Source organism: Koromonas soli, from assembly GCF_059726265.1.
In genome coordinates this window covers 4,163,167-4,180,626 of record NZ_AP040872.1, presented here as the reverse complement: position 1 = coordinate 4,180,626, position 17,460 = coordinate 4,163,167, and the positions used below count along the sequence as shown (strand labels likewise).

9 protein-coding genes are annotated in these 17,460 nt (G+C 52.0%); 5 read left to right on the top strand and 4 right to left on the bottom strand.

Annotation, left to right across the window (positions count from 1 at the left end):
- The first annotated feature begins 147 nt into the window (after positions 1–147).
- Both AC6IY8_RS18200 and AC6IY8_RS18195 read left to right on the top strand, forming a co-directional pair.
- Positions 148–1,833, top strand: coding sequence for a pyrrolo-quinoline quinone (locus AC6IY8_RS18200; protein ID WP_497776173.1), 1,686 nt, complete (start codon positions 148–150; stop codon positions 1,831–1,833).
- A 312-nt stretch (positions 1,834–2,145) separates the two neighbouring features.
- Positions 2,146–2,301, top strand: coding sequence for a hypothetical protein (locus AC6IY8_RS18195; RefSeq protein WP_497776172.1), 156 nt, complete (start codon positions 2,146–2,148; stop codon positions 2,299–2,301).
- Positions 2,302–2,474: 173 nt separating this feature from the next.
- Here AC6IY8_RS18195 and AC6IY8_RS18190 read toward each other — a convergent pair whose 3' ends face one another.
- The 4 genes from AC6IY8_RS18190 to AC6IY8_RS18175 form a co-directional block, all read right to left on the bottom strand.
- Positions 2,475–2,942 carry a serine O-acetyltransferase gene (locus AC6IY8_RS18190; RefSeq protein ID WP_497776170.1) on the bottom strand — a complete coding sequence of 156 codons (468 nt, stop codon included), beginning with the start codon at positions 2,940–2,942 and terminating at the stop codon, positions 2,475–2,477.
- Positions 2,943–3,821: 879 nt separating this feature from the next.
- Positions 3,822–8,603 (bottom strand): RHS repeat domain-containing protein, encoded by a 4,782-nt coding sequence (locus AC6IY8_RS18185; protein ID WP_497776168.1) that lies wholly within the window; start codon positions 8,601–8,603, stop codon positions 3,822–3,824.
- A 16-nt stretch (positions 8,604–8,619) separates the two neighbouring features.
- Positions 8,620–9,393, bottom strand: a complete 774-nt coding sequence (locus AC6IY8_RS18180; RefSeq protein WP_497776167.1) for a hypothetical protein — start codon at positions 9,391–9,393, stop codon at positions 8,620–8,622.
- 1,722 nt (positions 9,394–11,115) lie between these two features.
- Positions 11,116–11,481, bottom strand: a complete 366-nt coding sequence (locus AC6IY8_RS18175) for a sirohydrochlorin chelatase (RefSeq protein WP_497776166.1) — start codon at positions 11,479–11,481, stop codon at positions 11,116–11,118.
- 520 nt (positions 11,482–12,001) lie between these two features.
- Here AC6IY8_RS18175 and AC6IY8_RS18170 point away from each other — a divergent pair.
- The 3 genes from AC6IY8_RS18170 to AC6IY8_RS18160 all read left to right on the top strand — a co-directional run bounded on the left by AC6IY8_RS18170 (position 12,002) and on the right by AC6IY8_RS18160 (position 17,424).
- Positions 12,002–13,108: an IS630 family transposase gene (locus AC6IY8_RS18170; protein ID WP_497776165.1), complete on the top strand. Its 1,107-nt coding sequence runs from the start codon at positions 12,002–12,004 to the stop codon at positions 13,106–13,108.
- Positions 13,109–16,164: 3,056 nt separating this feature from the next.
- Positions 16,165–16,707 (top strand): hypothetical protein, encoded by a 543-nt coding sequence (locus AC6IY8_RS18165; RefSeq protein ID WP_497776164.1) that lies wholly within the window; start codon positions 16,165–16,167, stop codon positions 16,705–16,707.
- Positions 16,708–16,725: 18 nt separating this feature from the next.
- Complete coding sequence (locus AC6IY8_RS18160; RefSeq protein ID WP_497776162.1) at positions 16,726–17,424, top strand: hypothetical protein; 699 nt, start codon at positions 16,726–16,728, stop codon at positions 17,422–17,424.
- Positions 17,425–17,460: the final 36 nt, after the last annotated feature.

Below are 17,460 nucleotides of genomic sequence, written 5' to 3'. Positions count from 1 at the left end.
CATGATGGTGCAGATGCAAGTCAGCTCTGAATTGTTACTGTAATTCAATGTTTTACCGTGAAGGAAACACAAAGTGTGCCGTACCGGGTACTCTCTTAAGCAACCCTGCTATCGGAACAGCTTTCCTATATGGCCGAGGTGGGGTACATGCGACGGATTTCTCTATCTGTCATTTCGCTTATTGCAATCGCACTTCTGCTCAGTTGCGGCACTGGCGGTAGCAGCACCACCTCCAACATTGGTAGCGGTAGCGGCAGCGGCGGAGGCACCGGTGGCGGTAGCGGCAAGGGAGGCGACACCCCCACTCCCATCGGCGGATCGCTCACCTGGCATGGCGATAACACACGCACGGGCGCATACATCGCGGAAACCACACTCACTCCCGCCAACGTCAACGTCAATCAGTTCGGCAAGAAATTCTCATATGACGTCGATGGAGAAGTGTACGCGCAGCCCCTCGTCGCCACTGGCGTTGACATCAATGGCACCAAGAGGAATCTGCTCATTGTCGCCACCGAACACGACAGCCTGTACGCCTTTGACGCCGACAGCAAGCAAGCGCCCATCTGGCAGGTCAGTTTCATCGACCCCGCCAACGGAATCACCACTTTTCCCGTCGGCTCGGAACGCGACTTTGCCTGCTGCTTCAATCCTGAGATAGGCATCACCGGCACGCCCGCCATCGATCCCAACACCGGCACCATTTATCTCGTCGCGCGCACTCTTGAGAACGGCAAGCACATTCAGAAACTGCACGCCCTCGACATTCACAACGGCAGCGAGAAAACCGGCAGCCCCGTCACCATTCAAGCCAGTGTTCCCGGCACCACACCCGATGCCGTCAACGGCGTGATCAACTTCGACCCCGGCATTCAGAATCAGCGTCCCGGACTTCTCCTCGCCAACGGCCTCGTTTACATCGCGTGGGGATCTCACAATGACCGCACCCCGTATCACGGCTGGGTGATCTCCTACAAAGCTGACACCCTTCAGCGCGTCGGCGTCTTCTGCACCACACCCGACGGTCTGCGCAACAACAGCCTCATTACCGAGAACGGCGGCTCCGGCATCTGGATGAGCGGTGGAGGTCCTGCTGCCGACTCCGCCGGAAACGTGTACGTCACCATCGGTAACGGCGCGCTCACTGCCGACACTGGCGGGAAATCCTACTCCAACGGTTTCCTCAAGTTCGGCTCGTCCACCACATCGCTCGATCTCGTTGACTTCTTCGAACCCTACGACGCGCTCAAGCAGAACGACTACGACATGGATCTCGGGAGCGGAGCCGCCATTGTCGTCGATCAGCCTTCCGCAACCTTCCCGCACCTCGTCCTCTCTACCGGAAAGGACGGCACCATCTATTCCATCAACCGCGACAACATGGGCAAATACCACGCTGGCGACGACAGCCACGCCGTGCAAACCGTTCCAAATGCCGTATTGCAGTACGTCCGTTCGTCTCCCGCCTATTGGAATGGAACCTACTACACCACCAGTCTCAACGACCATCTCAAGGCCTTCACCTTCACCAACGGCCTCCTTTCAAGCTCTCCTACTTCCGAAACGACGATGACCTTCACATTCCCCGGCCCTACGCCGACCATCTCGTCCAACGGAACCACCAATGGCATCGTTTGGGTCCAGCAAAACTCCGGCCCTGCCGCATATCTCTACGCCTATACCGCCGATCTCAAAACCGAGCTCTACAACACCCGCCAGAACGCCTCGCGCGACCAGGGCCCTCCCGGAATTCGCTTCGCCGTCCCTGTCGTCCTCAACGGCAAGGTTTACCTCGGCGGCAATGGCCAGGTAGCGGTGTACGGACTGCTCTAAATGCCGCCCACCTCTCTAATCACTGCATGCATGTGCCCCGTCCAAGCTCCGCTTAGGCGGGGTAGTTGCTTTTGCTCGAATGTCGAGTTGTGGACAGTTCCCACTTGCGGGCACAGCAGCAAAACCTTCCGTAACACGAGCAAGGTACCCAGAGTTGGCATTCTTCCGACTCTCGGGCCGTTTGCCGAACATCTGTTTGCCGAACAATTAACCGCCACAAGCCATTTTGGGAGCAGAGTACGATTTTTCCGTTGTGAACCCCTCACCGTGTGATAAAGCACGTTTGCTTTGAGATTCTGAGAGGAGGGCATCATGGGAGCAATAGCAGCGTTAGTGATGGCCACGTTTGTGATGGCGCTGATTGTCTACGCCATTGTCGCCGAGATGCGGCAGGAACGACATTCCAATCGCCCCGCCATCTCCGACAACAGAAAACCAAACACCAGAGCGCCACGTATGGCAGCCTGAGGACGCAAGGCCTCAGCAGAAGCCGGGGCAGGTGATCGCCTGATCCTCGACGAGCTCCGCTCGCCACGTTTAGGAAAAGCTCGATGTCTTCGATGACCTTCCTACCCGGCCTTCCATCACGATGCCGTCAGTGGGAGTACCCGCCAGCAGCCTGGTACCGAAGCCACCTTTCGTTATATTTCCGAATGTGTCCCGTGGTTTCGTTCGAGGCGCCGAGCTGGAATGCCTACCATCACAGAGTTTTCCGGGCAGTCATGTATCACTACGGCGTTTACACCTACAACCACACCATCGCCCAACGAGATCGGACCAAGGACAGCAGCTCCAGCGTTGATGATCACGCCATCGCCAATGATGGGAGTCGTTCTGCCATTTCGTACACGCTCATCCCTATTTCCAATCGTGCAATTTTGCCCGAGCGTAAGATTCTTCCCTGCGCGCACAAGGCCGACGACAATGCCCACAGGGTGATAAATCCGTAGCCCCTGTCCAATCTCCGCAAGATAGGAAATTTCGCATCCATTGAGCATCAGGTTCAGGTTGTAAAGGAGGATCGCTATCACTTTCAACCGATGACCATACAGCCACCTTGATGCGTAATATAGGCGCACAGCCCGCAGTCCAGGGCGAAATAACCACATTTGACCCTTCTCCTTTACGAGGGACGATATTCCTTCCTAATAGCTACCCGTCCCCATAAGAGGCGTTGGAGGCTGAAATGTTATCAGGAATGTGGCCGACGTCAGCCGCGGCGATTCTGGTGTGTCAATCGAGTGCTCTGGTGGCGGCGAGTGGACTCGAACCACTGACCTACGGATTATGAGTGATTCCAGCGACGTTGATTGCAAAAGGAATCAACAAGATGGAGTGGAAGAATCCGGAAATTTGGATCAGAATCCGCAAACAGGACGCAAATAAATTGTGTCTCCAACCGTGCGCGTCACGAGGACCTCGCCTGCCAGCTTACCTCTACTTTCCTCTGGTACAGCTTTCGGGTATCGGGGCACTCCAGAAGGAAGTCTCGTTGGCGGTTTGCTTAGCCTTCTGCAGCCCACTAGTAAAACGACGATCAGACCTAACCTCAAGGTAGCCCTTTGGAAAAGATTCCCTCGTCTTTTGACCCATTTAACCGATGTGCCCATTACGCTTCCTGAGCCATTCAATTAATTGGAGCCACAACACACTTTCGAGACCGGCTCCGAGTGCCATGGCAAGAAGCAGGGTACGACCTATGACGCAAGATATCCACACGAAGAGAAACACATGCACTAGACCTGAAAGAGCTATCACTGGCAGGCATCGCAAAATGCCAAGATGCCTCCTTAGCAATCCTCTCACAATGCTTCCACAGAGGAACAAGGTTGTTCCAATTATTGAAATAGTTGCGAGAGGAAACTCCGGAATAGGACGTCCTCTGCTATCAAAGTAGATCAAAGGAGCGACTACTATCAGAACTGCCCCCAGCCCCGCTGAGAGGTATAGCAAGTTGTCCCTACAACCCTGCCTCATAAAATAATCTCCTAAAATACCGGAAAGGCGGCAGCACAGCCCCCACTTCTAGCTGAGGCTGAGGTCGCGTAAATTGAGTGACCTGCCCCTATAATGACAGGAATTGTGGCTCCCTCTGACAACTGTCCTAACTCGGCAGAAGTCGAGACTAATCCCCGGAAAACGCTCGACCGCAAGGGCACTGTAAGGCCTCTTGATCCGGCGTAGCTCATGGCTTGACTCCAAAATGCCATCGATGTGACTTTCGCAACTGTTTGAGAAGCGGCGGTCGCCCAGTCCGTACCGCTTGGATTAGTGTTAGAGGGGAAAGGGTTAACGTCGTTGACGACTGTATTTAGAGCCTGCCCGGCACAGGTTGGCACGCCACCAGGCCCGCCTGCAAAAGTTAGGAACGAGCTTACGAAGGTCCCTCCCCAGGTACTTCCGGTTCCTGACCCAGCCGAGTTGGAGAGGGTCGTGGTAACGCCAGCTAGTTGAAACTCTGTGACATAACAATAAATTGTGAAACCGGTTCCTGTTGATACGACCCCGCTACAGGCCGACCACGCACTCGATCCATTCCCATAGGTGTAGAGTATTCCGTTGTAGGAACACACTGGACCGTAGCACCCCACTGGGGTAACTCCTGAAATCATATTACTCCCCAGACCGGAACCAAATCCGAGGACTGTACTACAGGGCAGCCCGTCTACTGTACAGCCTCCAGTTGGTCCGCTACCGGTACCATAAATAGGGCAGTTCCCGTTATCTGTTCCTCCACACGCTTGCACCAACATTCCGGAAGGATCAGTGAGGCTTGAAGGATTGTTGAGTACATATGCATAACGATTTAAACTCTGCGGGTTTGAAAAATCGTAACTGCCACTGAACGGATCTGGAGAAAACCATCTCCCCTGCACATTGCCATACTGCCGATACTGAGCATGATCTATGTTGGACAGGTCATGATCGAGTTGAGCAAAGTGGTACTGATCGTTGTCAGATCCAGCGACTCCCAATGAATCTCCGAACGGCGCTGAGCTAAAGGTTCCTTCTAGGCTTCCGTCGTACTTGGTCCGCGCTCGCTCGGTGCCCAACCAATCCTGGTGTTGGAAATGCCCGATGCCCCCCGAATAGAAGTACATGGGCATTGCTCCCCAATATGACTGGCCCTGAATTTGTCCTGCAGTGGGATTCCAAATGGACCTCCTCTTTCCGGATGGGTCGAAGGCAAATTCTTGCCCGGAGCCAGCTTGATCGATACGCACCCGTTGATTTAATGCATCGTACGTGTACTGCGCGGTACTTCCACCATCGACCAGCGTCTGATTCCCTTCCGCATCATAGGCGTAGGCGTGTACGGTATCGTTTGTAAGATTGCCCGCGGCATCGTAAGTAAAACCTGTTATTTGGTTGTTCGCTGTGTTGAACGAATATTGCGGTGAGTAGCCCCCAAGCAGAGCATTCTGCAGCCAACGGTTTCCCCATCTGTCATAGACGAACGTAAACGCCTGTTGAGAACCGGAAGTTACCGCTACGAGCCGATTGAATTCATCGTATCCATAGTTGTAACACCCATTGACTGTGTCGCACGTGCTCGTTATACGGGCTCCTCGTTGCGCTGTCGTGAAAGCGTAAATCTGTGTACCGCCTGCACAATACTGCTGTGTCGAGTCCTGACAGAACCATGCACCAGTGTTCCCGTATGGATCATTGAACCGTACGGCCGTGAGACCATTTCCAAGTTGATAGCCCGTGGGTCCGAACGGGCCGTATTGAACATTCTTAATGAGAGAGCCCGGATGCGTTGAATCGTTCAGAGAGCTTGAAACCGACTGAACCTTATTATGCCTCGTATAAGTGTAAGAGGTAGTCACGCCCGCCGCATCAGTCGAGGAAGTCAGATTACCAACCTCATCGTAGGTATAGTTACCTGTCACGCTGGCGCCTGAGGGGAGTTTCTGGTACGTCTGGATTACTCGGCCTTGTGGATCATAGGAAAACGCCTCCGCAACTCCAGTTGGAAGTGAGACACTCACAAGCTGTCCCTTCGAAGACCCAGTGCTTATACTAAATGCGGTCGCCGAATCATAGCTGAACGTTTTCGTCGGAGTACCGTCCGAATACGACACGCTGAGTGGTCGTCCAAGAAGGTCGTATTGCGTGGTTGTTGTAGTTAACGTGCTCGCATTCGTCTGATTAGCCTTCGGGCGTTGCCGCGTAACTACCAATCCGTTGGTAGTGTAGCTGTATGAATATGTCGTTTGGCCCGCTTCCGGCTCCTGAACCAGGATCGCGCGTCCGCTCCAATCCTGTTGGAAGAGCCGAGTTTGCGCGCCCTGAGTAACAGTCAACTTATGATTAGCCAGATCAGTTGTATAGTTTGTCAGGAATCCAGTTCCGGAAATGTCCATTCCACATGAACCCGATGATCCTGAACCTGGCATGTTGTTGGTAGCAGAGATCTCGCAAACGGAAGAATTTGTTCCATAGGCTTGAGATATTCTGCTTACTCCGTTCTCGTCGGTGGTTTGGACTGCACGACCGTTATAGGCGTAGCTAATGTAAGAAGAACTGTCCGCGTGTGTCAGCTTGGTGACCCGGCCAATGGCATCGCGAGTGTAGTGATCGCCGTAATTCGTACAAACTGGCGAGCTAGGCACGCCGGTCCCCTGGTAGTTATACGACTGGAAATTGACATTGCCCACGGCGTCATAGCATGTGTCGTGCAGATCCCATCCCGACCCGCTTTGCCCATTACTTATTGCTGAGTGAATCTGTCGCCCGTATGCGTCTAGTACGTACTCAGAATCTGTATATGCTGACGAATTTTGATATGCATAGACACCATAGGCGGTCGGTGTCGAGTACGTGTACGATGTCCGCCCCACTAAATGGCCGCTTGCGTCAGAAACGTCGCTTTCGAGGACACGAAGCATTCCATCATATGTGAGCGTTTGGGTGGCCCCGTTCGGATCGGTTACGGTCGAAGGCAAGCCAGTGTATAAATTGGATGAATTGTAGCCGATAGTTGTGGTCATCGCCACGCCGCTTGCTGGCGTTGGCAGGGCAATGCTGGTGAGGAGTGCATCCGTCGAATCGTATCCGTATCTGGTGACGCCTTTGCCTGTTTGAGAGCTCGTCAGGACAGTGCCAGCATCGTCGTAAGTGAAATAGCTGTCAATCGTATCGTAGATCGAACTGTCCGTGTATGCATGCTGAGAGGTCAGATTCCCGCGAGTGGTACTCACAGCGACGTGTTGCGGCAGTCCCGAGGTGGGGGTAGGGGTACCTTCGTCGTACCCGTATGTTGTTTGTGCCACCGTCGAGCTTCCCAAGGTCGAAACCTGAGAAGCCACGCGATAGAAGGGAATGTTGTACGGGCCAGTGTAAGTGTTGTAGGCGTACTGCGTGGTCAGGCCTGTAATTACGTCTTGTGTTTGCGTCAGAAGTTCTGGGCCGCTGTACCACTGTTTTTGCGTGCTTACGTTAATCCCATTCTGGTAAGCAGTGGCGGAAAGAAAAGAAATCGCCGAGGAAACTGAGTTGTTGGGGCAACCGGAGGTCTGATCGTTGTAGCACGTCTTCACTTCCTGCAATAGCGTGCCGCCGACTGAGCCTGTGTAACTCGCTCGATCTGTCTCGTAATACGTGGTACCGGAATTCAAGAACGTGTACTGCGTCTGATTTCCATTCGCGTCGGTTCTGACCGTTGTGCTGCCTGACCTCGTGTATGTAGTTTGGCCATCCGAGGTGGTCCGGGTGAGACCCGACGTCGTACCATCCGAGCTCATCCCGTTGTAGCCGCCGGTATACGTGTAGCTGATTGTCCCACCCGTGCGAAGTGTGATGCTTGCGAGACGGCCGGTTACCGCCGATGAATTGGGAATTTGCTCGTAGGTAAAAGAATAAGAGCTCGCGTCCGCGGAATAAACGATCGAGTTTACCAGCGGAACGTTTGATTGGCTGTATGCCTGGATTCCCGATACTGGGAAGTTAGATTGAACGGTGTAGAGTCCATACTTGACTGTAACAGTTTGCGCGGTTCCATTCGGATCGGTGTACGAATAAATCACGTCATTCGGCGCTGCACCCGACGCCGAGAGCACGGTCTTTCCCATCGTGTCAGTAAAGGTGGCAGAGGAGGACGACGCAGCAGCTGAAATTTGGTTGCCGTTCGTGTCTGTGAAAGTTGCGCTCCCATAACCGGCGGAGCCTACCGTGCTCGGCACGCTAAAATACGCACCGTAACCGGTGAAGACGATGAAAGAAACTCCTCCGGTACGGTATAAAGTGTACCCAGAATTATCACTAAGTTGAAAAGTAGAGGTTCCTGGGGGCAGCCCCATTTTGCCGCACGCCGTGGTATATGAATAGGGGATACCGTGGGAGTTTCCTTTATTATCGTGGTAGACGAAGTTAGAGTACGTCGCCTGGCTGAGAATCAATCCATCCGGCGGGATCTCGCAATCGTTGATCTCTTTTGAGTAAGTCACGTACCCGTACTGCGCGTTGGTAATATCCGTCCAGCCCCAGTTCAGTGCAGGTGTCCAAATGGGCGAACCATCCGCGGCAACCGTGTTCCACACCATGCCGTCGTAGGCCAGCGAATAAGTGAAGTTACTGCCTCCACGGCCAGTCTTACTGATGATCGGAATCGAGAGGTGGATATTCAAATTCCCACGATTAACCGAATCTATTCCCAGCGTATCAAAGGGACCAAAGGCGTAAAGGCCTCTGCCGCCCTGAGCGAGAACAATTCCGCCCAGAGCAAAGACAACAAGAAACAGCAATACGTATCTTAGGCTTTTCATGTAGGTTCCTTTGGTGCTAGTAGGCTACGACTGCATTGGCCAACGTGATGTCAACCGAGAGAACTCCGTTGACGTATCGCTGGATGTGGAACGGGACTGCTACCCCGCTGATATTCCGGTAATCCGAGTAGGCGATCCTTACTGGAATATCCAAACCGGCGTTGTTGTCAGGGTGTGTCGCGTAGCATAGAGACGAGGGGAGGTAACTTGCAGAATCGAACTGCAGATCGTAAGAGCCAACTTTTGTAAGTAAATCGGCAGTAGATCTGTCCGAAGTTGACCGTATGATCGGCGTCCAATGCAAAGTCGGCTGCGATTGATTGGTCGATAGGCTCAGCGTTCCATTTGACGGTTGCTGAGTGCTGAAGAGCGATAGTTCCGGGAAAAACCACGCTACAGGAATCTTGCAATTATGCGACGAAGAGCGTCGCATCACATTGTCTGGGCCAGCCCAGGAGCAACCTTGTCCATTGACGAAGGTATCTTGCGCTTGACTCAGATTTCCCGAGTCCAGTTGAATCGATACGAGCGAGGAGCCGTCGGCGCGGGCTGTGAGCGTGACGGTGCCATTTTCCTTAGCCGGTCCTAAATATCGAATAGCCTGGCCATTAAACGTAACGGAAGAAATACCAGGTTGCGAAGAGAAAGCTTGATTTGCTTTCAGAAAGACCTGTTGCAAGCTGTTTAAGACCTGAGCGGTCGAACTGGGACTAATTACGAGCAAGAAAAGTAATGCCAGTACGAGTATGAAAGGTTCGAGACCCTTCTTGCCAACAGATTCCCTCTGCATAGTCGCTCCCCCAGCAACAATCAATATGTGTGCGCAGTATTGTTCAGGATCTTTCGGGAAGCAATTCACAGAAGTGTGCGAACTAATGGATGAGTGATTGTACTTAGTTAAGAAATGTGACGTCTATCCATGTGTTCAACGGACACAAGCGGCGATTGCGGTCTGCGTGAGATTCGAAATGCCAAAAGAGTGGAATGTCCGCTGTTTCAAACCTAAAGGAATGCACGAGATAAGTTCGTAGGCTCTGGTTCCGGAAATCGATGCTAGCCTGCGATAAAGCGACTGCCTACATGACACACCCGCCGAACGCCGAACGTGGCGACCGCCGGAGCTGCGGCATTGCTGAGTTCCCAGTAGGGACTGAACTAAAACTACACTCACAGTGCACCATCGACAAAGCCTGCGCGAAACTCTTCTAGTGTGTGACACGCCCCTTTGCTAATGTTCTTTCACTATGCGACGCAAACTCTACTTCCGACTTTTCGTTCTTCTGTTGTTGTGTTGCCTGTTCGCCTCTTTCGCTTTTGCAGCTCAAAAGGCACAAAAGATGTCTGTACAGTTCCTTGCGCGTGGGGTTGCCATTTACAGTTCGTTTAGTGGCAGCCAAACAGAGTTCCTTGTGCGGGTAAAATCCGAGAAGTCGCAGCCTGTTTTTGCACGCCTCTTATACCTGCGCCCCATCCAGCACCCCGATATACCGGTCGGAATTATCGAGTCACCGCAGCCAACTCAGCTGCGGCTGATAAGGTCGGCAGAGTGCGATCAAACCTATGGTACTTTCACGAACGCCTGGGTGCCTGACGAAGCCGGGAGGTTGAGGTCTGTCAATACCCTCAAGGCTATCGCAGGAAAGGAACTCCCTGCCATTTCAGCCGACACGTTATTACCTTGTTATCGCCTTTTGCCGGCTGACTTTCGAACGAGATGACAGCACAACGCAGACGAGACTAAAGGTGAGCATGTGGAAGATGCTGAGAACCTACGGATTACGAGTGGCTCGACTTCCGTTTGATCACAAAGAAAATCAATCACTTGCGTCGGCAGAATCCGAAGATTTGTGGGCAAGATCCGCAAATAGGACGCAAATGAAGGTGTTCCAATCCATGCGTTAGGTGAACACTGCGAGATGTAATCCGTTGGCATGCGCCAAACGCCAACGGCCCAGGATTTTAAGTCGCAGCTATCTACTCCGTTAATCGCCTACTTCCCTGTGATTGCAATCAGTTGAGAACCAGTCCGCCGTTGGTCAGTGAAGTACTGTTGACCTCTGTGACGGTTGATTGGTCACGCAACGGTCACGAATTTGCCCGCCGTACGAAGCGGAGATCCCCGAACGGAGATATGCCATTTCGTCTCGAAATCGCAACCGATTGAATTCCAAGGCCCTGTCGCTACCAAAGGCCCTGTAGGCGGTGGTAATTCGGGTTATTGTTCCCTTATTGTTCCTTTTTTCTCGACTTGTTCCCATGCTGAGCTTCTCTTCTGCGGATGAGTCAGTTTGGGGAAGCCGGAACAAGCGCGGCCGGCCCTTAGCGCTACAACCTACTGATTCACTCACCCCACCCCTAACCAAATGGTTTCAACGATTTCCCCACCTCGAACTTAGTGCAACTTAGGCGATTTTGGGCGTGGTTGTGACCAAATTTGTTACCAAGTGTTCGTCAGCTTCGTGCGATAGAGGAAACAGAACTACTTTGCTCTTGTCATTCCTCTTCTTGAACTCTAGGCCGGTGGTACATGATTCGTGACACACTGCCGGGCTACCTTGTGCATTGCTTCTGAAACCAAGTGGTGTTCGCCGACCGGAGGCAGCAACTCGATCTGTAGCTCCGGAAAGGTGTCCTGAATCCTCGCCCTCTCTGCGGGGATATCCTGTTCGAGATGGTTTCCGGTGGCCATAAACAGCGGCAAAATGCGAATTCGTCCCTTGCCGCAAATTGCAATGGGTTCCGCCACATCATACAAAGACGGTTTTGAGTGCTCCATATAACAAAGGAATACCCTTTCTTCTCCAAGCTCCTTTCGGAGTTCCTCAGCCAACTGCTCGAATGGTTTCAGCCATTTTGAATTCTTGCTGCCATGAGCCATTAACAATTATTGAAGACTCAAAAATATTGGCGTTGGTTAAGTCTTTGAATTCACAATGAATTTTGCAAGTAGATTACGACTCGGTTCCGTACTTGGTCACAAAGAATCGATCTTGGAGTTGCGAAAACCGCGAAAACAGCGGAGATGGTGAGCGCGGAAGGAATCGAATCCGCGAACTTACGTAAATGGAACAACTTGCAAGGCATCAGATGGCACGGAATACCCTGTTCTAGACGTAAAACACTGTGAACAGCACGGGAATTGGCACGGGATTTTGGTGTGGGTTTTGCGCGCCTTCCGCTAAAAGCAGAACTCGCGTGAATTTCCGTGATGCTCGCAATATACTGCGGGCATGGAGACGGGCTCCGCAATACTTCCTGACCAAGCTGCATCTGAGCGGCTCCCGGCGGCCAAGGCCCAAGCAGAAGGGCAGTAAGGCTCACAGTCTACCGGACTAACATTTTCCTAACCACACGCTCATAGACCGCTCGCGGGATACGAATGGAGCCCAGAGTGCAGCATGAAGATCCACAAAAATGCTCGACTTACCCCGGTTCTGCGAGAAGAGTTAGCGCGAAGAGTCCTGTACGAAAACATGAGATTGAATGCCGCTGCAGCAACATTCAATGTAAGCTGCAAGACTGCCTCTAAATGGGTTCGCCGATTTCAGCAGGAAGGCAAAGTGGGCGTGCTCGACCGCAGCTCACGACCACACCGAAACCCTCGCCTTTTGTCTCCTGGTTTAAGTGATGACAACTGCAAGGCGCTGCTGTTCTCAACGCTCCACCGGCCACCGGCCGACTTTGGAATCAATCGCACTTCCTGGAAACTGGATGATTTGTATCGAGTTGTTGGGCAGCAGGGGCATCGCTTGTCGCACGCAAGAATCGCAAGACTCATCAAGAGTTCCGGATTCAAATGGCGCAAAGCCAAGATCGTGCTAACCAGTACCGATCCCGACTACGCGAATAAAGTCGAGGCAATCAAGAGAATATTGGAGACCCTCAGGATTGACGAAGCGTTCTTCTCAATTGATGAGTACGGCCCATTTGCAATCAAGAAGAAGGGCGGCCGCAAGAGGGTAGGACCAGGCGAAGGCTATACCGTTCCTCAATGGCAAAAATCCAAAGGGTGGTTGATCCTCACGGCTGCGCTGGAGCTTGAGTCAAATCAGGTTACTCACTTCTATTCTCGTAGCAAGAACACGGACGAAATGATAAAGATGGCCGATCTGCTGCGGTCTAAGTACTGTGGCCGCCGAAGAATCTTTCTGTCCTGGGATGCAGCATCATGGCACGTATCAAGAAAGTTGAAAGCTCATCTTGCGCAGATCAACAAAAGCGCGGGTAACCGATACCCCACTGTCGAGATTGCACCTTTGCCTGCAGGTGGTCAATTCCTAAACGTCATTGAGTCGGTATTCAGTGGTATGGCGAAGGCAGTGATCCATAATAGCGATTATCCTTCGCTCGAAGCCGCGATGAGTGCTATTGACCTTTACTTCGAAGCGCGCAATGCGCATTTTGCCAATCAACCCAGTCGGGCAGGGCACAAGATATGGCAAATGGAGAGGGCGCACTGCAATTTCTCTGAAAGCAACAACTGCAAGGATCCTTCATATCGCTGATTCCAGCGAAATGGTCGAATTTCCCCGAAAGCTCCAAAATGAAGGATGGAGTGACCTGCATGGATCTCTCCTCTCGATGCAAGCTCCGCAGCGATGCTTGGCTGCTCAGCTCATTGTGTCATCGGGATGGGTCCATTCCATTAGGTCACGCCACAAGTGGCTTGCTCTCGCTCCCCACTTCTCAGCTTCTGCAGAAATTTACGGACTCAATCATAGGAAAGACCTTCCGGTCGGAAAAACGCCATCGGAGGATATCTCTTTAATACCGCTAACGCTAACAGTCCGTCCCTCTTTATCGATGACGGAAAAACGGCATATGTTATCAAGCTGACTCGTTGCACTAAAAGAGGAGATTGCGTCCTTTCTTGAACGAAATACTCATACTGGATACGTGATGCATTTTATCGAACTGAATACGATAGTTACGAAAGTAGTCCGAGAACTCACAAGTAGGAATTTCGGAAGTGATTGGTATTCCCTTAAACTCGCAATATACATGCTTCTCGAGCATGCGCTGGATTGCATCATCCTCTGACATTCCTATCTGGATTTTTCGATATGCCTCAAACTTTAACGAGGTTCTAAACGCATGAGTGAGGAAGAGTACAATCCCGAGGAGAGACATTAGAAGTACGTGCCGTATGCTCACGTTCCGCACGAATTTTCTCCTATTCAACCAGCAGCGACTTTTCGGGCTGCTTGAACCGTACTGAAATCACCGTTCTATCGTTACCACCGATCGTGACCACACACTCGCCATCTGCTCTAGCGGAGATAAGTTCTCCACTTCGGGGTTCGTAATAAAGACGAGAAGGTGGCGTTACCCTATCAAAAGATGCCATCGCGTCGTCCATTGTTATCCCCATCCGCACAGCAGAACATTCTGTTGCCGATCGGGGCGAACTCATCTCGTACGACGCCAAGGGCGCATAAGCACACGCAAGATACGTCACTGAGCTCACCAGTGTGATAGCCGCGGCCCATCCAGAACCACTTACAAAAGCTCTAACGCAATTCATCAACATCTCCTAGGATGTCACTAAATTGGGCACCAACGTCTTCGAGAAACTTTTGACTTGGAGCATTTCTGATTGAGAGATATTTCCACCATTCAGACAACCAATCACACTCCAATCGAGTTCATATACCCCCGCCGGTATCTCCGCACATTAGATCAAGAAGAGTACTTGGGTAAATTCCCGTATGAAACAATTGAAAGCCATGGCCTAGCTCGTGTTTGACAACGTCATCAGGGGTAGCTTGAAGCACCAGCACATTTGTGAAATAAGGCAGTCCATCGCTAGGATTTAGAATTGCTCCCCCTGACGCGTTAAAAGTACTGGCTATCGATTGCGTGAAGAGAATATCAAATCCGTACGGCTGTTTTAACTGCTGCAGTATTGCCGATAGTTTTGCACGGCTATCAACGGATAATAAGCTGTAGAGACCATTGGCGTCGCAATTCGAATGTCCCGCTTCACACATATCAATTGGGTCGACGGCACCATTCCATTCGAGCTAGATTCCGTGCTGTGCCCAGTATGCTATTTCGGGGAGGTCGATTCCTGCCCTCTTGGCGTGCACGCAATTTATTCCACTCAGAAATAGATCGACACATCCGCAAATTCACATCGGCCAAGAGGAGCAATGACTGGGATTGCGGCGGCCTAGCCGAGTAGTCATGACTCCGTTGGAGGCAGACATAGGGAGGCCTGTATGAGCTGTGAGCCAAGCAACTACCGCCGTGGAAGCATGCAAGCTCTTGAGATTGAAGAGGTCTGGGACCGTACTGAAGTGGGCACGTGAGGAAGATTCCCCCATCCGACTCGGACAGGGAAAAGGGAGCGATGTGTGCTTCCGGGCTGAAAACTTGGTACCTGGATGTGACAGCGATTAAAACTCCTCGCCACTGCCTCTTGCGTCGCCAAGACAAATCAATAACTTAGATGACGAGAGAGGCAGTCTCGTGATCTCTAAAAACGTGAATAGATTGCTTACCCGACCTTAACGAATTCTCGCAAGTGGCCCATGACACACCGAGGTTGTCTTCCTCTACGCTAGCGAAATCTATCCAAGCCTAATTTAATCCGCAAAGCATCAGGCGAGGGGATTTTAAGTCGCCAGCAATCAACTCCGCTAATTCCGTGCAACGATCTTCCACCTAATAGAACCGGCAAAAATCGGCAGTGTTGGGCGCGGTTGTTACCAAATGTGTTACCAGGATTAGATCGTTAACGGACGCCATTCACTATACTTACCGTGCTTAATCGGGTCCCGCCAAGCAATACTCTGAATCGTCCTGGTTGCCACGTAGTAGTTACCCAGAACATTTGAAAGGTTACTGTTGATAATTGACCCTGTTTGAGGTATCTGGCAATAATCGGCTTATCTGATTCTAATGAAGCTCTGCATGCAGACCTCAGTAGGTCTGTGTTCCTTATGGGCCGTCGAGCGCCCAAAGGTAACTCTGCTCAAAGAGTCGATGGAGAACTGTGTCTCTGGAGGTGGGTCTGGTTGCGGTTCGTCTGTTCATTGATCGGTGCAGTGCTGCTAATAATTCTGACGGCGAGGCCAGCTTCAGCTCAATTTCAGTACCTGACCATTTCCTCGACACCCCTTTCAACATTTCAATTGACCGCAAACCCTACACCATCGCAAACACTGACAGTTTCTTCGCAGTGGGGATGGCTATCGGGTAATTCCACAATCAATGTATGTGTGTCCATGAATGCGCCACTTACCGGAACTGGAACAAACACGGACAACATTCCTCAGGCGAGAGTGCAGGTAAATGGCGCGAGCATTGTGAGCGGTTCAACCAACTGTGGAGTAGTGGGCGCAACACTGATTGGAAGGGGCCCAATCTCATGGCTCACACCGGGCAGTCGAACCGATTCCCCAGCAATTCGGATTTCGGGGTATTCGGATACGCTTGCTCCGGATACATACACCGGAACCATCTTTCCTGTATGCACTAACTTTTTGAGTGCTTGTGGTTCCGATTTAGCGCTTATGCAATGGCCCTGAGTTTCTTGAAAACCAACCAGGAGATATCGATGAAGAAATTCTTGTATTTAACTTTTGGGGCTCTGATGCTGGTGGGCACATCCTTTGCCCAGATCACGAACCCCGCGACCGCAACGACTCCGATCACTGCAACGAAAGCCGAAAGCCTTACAATTTCAGCCAGCGCCATCCCTGCGTTTGCCATCGCTGCAGGTGCCACAACTTCGACCGCAAACCAGGACCTTACCATCACTACTACCTGGAACCTGAAGCCCAGCCGTACATCCGTCGCGGTCTGCGCGGGAGTGACTTCCGCAGGTTTGACTGCCTCTGATCCGAGCAACTCTGACAGCATCCCCGTCACAAGTGTGCTCGCCAGCACAGGAACCACCTTTGCGGCAATCAACGCTGGTGCTGGTTGCGCCGCTCCAGGGAGCGTAACCAGCGTTAGTAGCACCACTCTCAGTAGCACAAACCGCAAGGCAGGAAGCAGAGTTGATACATTGCATCTTCAACTCTCTGGCCTTGCGACAACCCTGCAGGCCGATACCTATACTGGGACGATCACTGTGTACGCAAACGTTACGCCGTAGTCGTGTCTGGAGTGGACCGTGTTTAAGCACCTTAGAATTTCAGTCAAGGCTGCTTGCCTGTTCTTTCTGCTGTCAGCCGTGGGGGTGGGGCAAACGATCACCCCACCCATCGCGGAGTACCGCGGCAGCAAGGCGCAGGGAATGTTTGAGCTTCATAACGATGGCGACGTTCCGCTTGCGGTAATCGTCGAAATACAGGGTTTTTCGGTCGACGAGAATGGACAGTTCGGGTACCAGGCCGCCGATCCGGCTATAAAAGTGGAGATGGGAACCAATAGCTTCGTAATTGCTCCTCACGAGTCGCACATGGTTTTTTATAAGGCCACCGTCAGTGGGCAACATGCTTGGTTCACGATTCTGAGTACACTCACGCAGGCAGCTTCAGATCGCAACCGGATGCGTATTAATTTTGTTCTGCCACACATCGTCTATATGTACCAGAAGCAGAAGCTGAAGAAGGACGACGTGAGCGCGACAATGCTACCCGGCGAAAAAAGCGGTGAATATCTGTTGCAGATCCAGAACAGGTCAGACAAACTCGCGCGTGTTGAGGGTATTGCTTGGCGTGGCTTCCATGAGAATGCCGACAGCGGTGGATTTCCGGTCTTTCCGCACGCTACTCGCCGGATAAAGCAGGAGATGGGAGTGGCATCGAAGGCATCCTCCGCCAAAGTCAATTTCGAAGACGGGTTCTCGATAGAGGTCGCCATTCAGTAGTAGTCATGTTTTCTTCTAGCAATTTGCGTCCTCCTT